Origin of the sequence: Megasphaera lornae (assembly GCF_000214495.1) — a bacterium.
GTDB lineage: Bacteria > Bacillota > Negativicutes > Veillonellales > Megasphaeraceae > Megasphaera > Megasphaera lornae.
Genome location: NZ_AFIJ01000028.1, coordinates 1 through 3,598, shown reverse-complemented (window position 1 = coordinate 3,598; position 3,598 = coordinate 1). Strand labels below are relative to the sequence as shown.

Here is a 3,598-nt window from a genome sequence, read left to right as displayed (position 1 = left end):
TTAAAAGCGATTTCGCAATAGCGAAATCGCTTTTTATTACAGTCCTCTAAAATACGGTTAATAAAACAGCCACTCCATATGCCACAACCGCCCCGACTAAAGGAGCCACCACAGGCACCCAGGCATATGCCCAATCAGAACTTCCCTTTTCGGCAATCGGTAAAATAAAATGTGCCAATCTGGGACCCAAATCTCGTGCGGGATTAATCGCATATCCGGTAGGACCGCCTAAACTCATGCCGATGGCCCAAACAAGAATCCCTACAATATACGGCCCCATACCTGCCGGAATCACCCCGACTTGCTTGGAAAAAATCATCCAGATAATAAACATTAAAAAGAAAGAGGCAATCATTTCACACAAAAAATTCAACGGATACTTGCGTATAGCCGGCGCCGTACAAAAGATCCCCAACTTGGCCGCTTTATCCTCCGTTTCCGCCCAATGCGGTAAATATGCCAACCAAACAAGGGCCGCACCGCATATACCGCCGATCACTTGTACAATGGATGTCGCCAAAAATTGCGGTACTGTATACAACCCGATCAAGGTTTTTCCCAACGTTACGGCCGGATTCAAATCACCTTGCGGCGCCCCCAAGGTCGTTGCCGTGAAAACCCCCAGCGTTACGGCAAATCCCCAGCCGGCAGTAATACAAATCCAACCGCCTCCCTGTCCTTTTGACTTCGTCAATGTATTACAAGCGCATACGCCGCACCCGAATACCATTAAGACCATTGTACCGAAAAACTCACCAAGTAAATTATCCATTATTATATCCTCCTTCGGGAAAACGGTATATTAATCTTCATCGGCCAACCAATGCATCGCATGCTTAACCGCTTTACGCCAACCTTTATAATAAGCGGCGGCCTGATCCGGTTTCATGGACGGTTCAAAGCGATTTTGCAATTGCCACCGTTGTTTCAATTCTTCTTTGGAAGCCCAAACACCGACTGCCAATCCTGCCAAATACGCCGCGCCTAAAGCGGTGGTTTCAATAATTTGCGGTCTTTCTACAGGAACCCCTAAAATATCCGCTTGGAATTGCATTAACATGTTATTGGCCACTGCGCCGCCGTCAACACGCAAATCCGCTAATTTAATACCGGAATCCGCTTCCATCGCACCTAATACATCTTTGGTCTGATACGCCATGGAATCCAAGGTCGCCCGTACCACATGGGCCTTGGTCGTACCGCGCGTCAATCCGATAATCATCCCGCGGGCATCCATATCCCAATACGGTGCTCCCAAACCGACAAAAGCAGGCACTACATATACACCGTCCGAATCCGGTACCCGTTTTGCCACCCATTCCGAATCCGGCGCCGTATCCAGTAGACGCAAGCCGTCCCGAAGCCATTGAATGGCGGAACCGGCAACAAAAATGGAGCCTTCCAATGCGTATTCCACCTTGCCGTCCAACCCCCAGGCAATGGTAGTGACCAGACCGTTTTTAGAAGGAATCGCTTTTTCTCCCGTATGCATTAACATAAAGCAGCCGGTGCCATACGTATTTTTAGCCATGCCCGGACTGAAACACGTTTGTCCGAACAAAGCCGCCTGCTGGTCGCCGGCGGCTCCGGCGATTTTGACCGGAACACCTAAAATAGAAGGCAACGTTTCGCCATACACTTCGCTGGACGGACGTACTTCCGGAAGCATTTGTTTCGGCACTGTCAGGTACCGCAACAAATCATCATCCCATTGCAAGGTCTTAATATTGAACATTAATGTCCGTGAAGCATTGGAATAATCCGTAACATGCACCTTGTTTCCCGTCAATTTCCAAATGAGCCAAGAATCGACGGTCCCGAACAACAGCTCCCCTTTTTTGGCTTTTTCCCGTGCGCCTTCCACATGATCTAAAATCCATTTTACTTTGGTGCCGGAAAAATACGCATCAATAATCAAGCCTGTTTTTTCCCGGAATTCTTCCACCAATCCCTGATGCTTCAATTCTTCACAAATATCCGCCGTTTGCCGCGATTGCCAAACAATGGCGTTATAAATCGGACAACCGGTTATTTTATCCCAAACGACCGTCGTTTCCCGCTGATTTGTAATCCCGATGGCCGCAATATCAGCCCCGGTGATCCCCGACTGTTCCAGCGCACCTTTCATCACTTCTATCATAGTATGTAGAATTTCATTGGCATCATGTTCCACCCATCCGGCATGGGGAAAATGTTGTGTAAATTCTTTTTGACATACACTGACAATATGTGACTCCTCATCAAAAATAATAGCGCGATTACTGGTAGTTCCCGCATCCAAAGACATAACATACTTTTTTTGCATAGTATACCGTCCTTTCTGCTATGATACAGAATAACATCCATATGCACAGCCATTCCTTTTATAGAATAATTATAAAAGAACCGCTATATTTTTGGCAATATTTTTTTTACAAATTTGCATTTGCCGTATAAATGTATAATCGCCATTCATTTCTTGCATTATTAGATATATTTTAGGATTCAAAGAAAAAAATTAAATTTATACCAAAATAAAATTTGCACATTTTTTCATATTTTCCTTGCAAAAACTTGTGATTACATAGATAATATAAGCATAGATTCAGATATACATATTTTTATAGAATAGGACTATACAATGACAAAAAATAAAAACAAATTAGCTATCAGTGCCGCCAAATTATACTATCAATCCGATTTCAGTCAAGCCGAGATTGCCAAAGAACTGGATATTTCCCGTCCTTCCGTTTCCCGGCTGCTGCAATATGCCAAGGATAAGGGTTTCGTCCGTATTGAAATTTTCGATCCCATTGAAGATCAAAGTCATTTGGCCAAAAAATTAATGCATGCCTATAAGCTGAAGCATGTAGCCATTGCCAATGCGCCGATAGAAAATGAAGAAGATATAAAATTATACATAGGACGCAAGGGAGCCGAATACTTAAGCACCATTATTAAAGACGGCGATATTATCGGAGTCGGTTGGGGCACTACAATGCATCACTTATCCCATTCCTTAACGCCGCATGAGCTGAAAGGCGCGCAAATAGTGCAATTGGAAGGCGGTATTACCCTTTCCGCCAGCGAAACGTATGCAACGGAAGTCTTAGAACGCTTTGCGGCCAACTATAAAACGGTAGCACAATCACTGCCGTTACCGGTATTATTTGATTCCCGAGAAGTTCGCGACATGGTCTACCGGGATCGTCATATTCAGCGGGTCTTGGAACTGGGAAAAAATGCCAATATCGCCTTATTCAGCGTCGGCACCGTCCGCAATACGGCACTGTTCTTTCGGTTGGGCTATGCCGATGACAACGAAAAAAAATTTATAAAAGAACATGCTGTAGGGGATATTTGCTCCCGCTTTTTTACAAAAGACGGTACCATTGCCGATCCGGACCTCAATGCCCGCACGGTAGGGCTGGACTTGGAATACTTGCGGCACAAAGAATACAGTATTTTACTAGCCGGAGGGCAAGCCAAATTAGAAGGTATTTATGCGGCCTTACAAGGAGGCTACGCCAATGTCCTCATTACCGATCGCTTTACGGCGCAACGCTTATTGGAATGGGCGACAAAATAAAAAAAGTGCCGATACCTCTTTTAGGGGTAT

The 3,598-nt window shown here is 45.0% G+C and carries 3 protein-coding genes; 1 reads left to right on the top strand and 2 read right to left on the bottom strand.

Going from position 1 to position 3,598, the window contains the following annotated elements:
• Window positions 1-46: 46 nt before the first annotated feature.
• A complete protein-coding gene (locus HMPREF1039_RS03920) occupies window positions 47-772 on the bottom strand; it encodes an MIP/aquaporin family protein (RefSeq protein WP_007391104.1) in 726 nt (241 codons plus the stop codon).
• Window positions 773-802: 30 nt separating this feature from the next.
• Entirely contained in the window at window positions 803-2,305 is a 1,503-nt protein-coding gene (gene glpK / locus HMPREF1039_RS03915; RefSeq protein ID WP_007391105.1) for a glycerol kinase GlpK, read from the bottom strand.
• 315 nt (window positions 2,306-2,620) lie between these two features.
• Here glpK and HMPREF1039_RS03910 point away from each other — a divergent pair, with 315 nt between their 5' ends.
• Window positions 2,621-3,568, top strand: coding sequence for a sugar-binding transcriptional regulator (locus tag HMPREF1039_RS03910; RefSeq protein ID WP_007391103.1), 948 nt, complete (start codon window positions 2,621-2,623; stop codon window positions 3,566-3,568).
• Window positions 3,569-3,598: the final 30 nt, after the last annotated feature.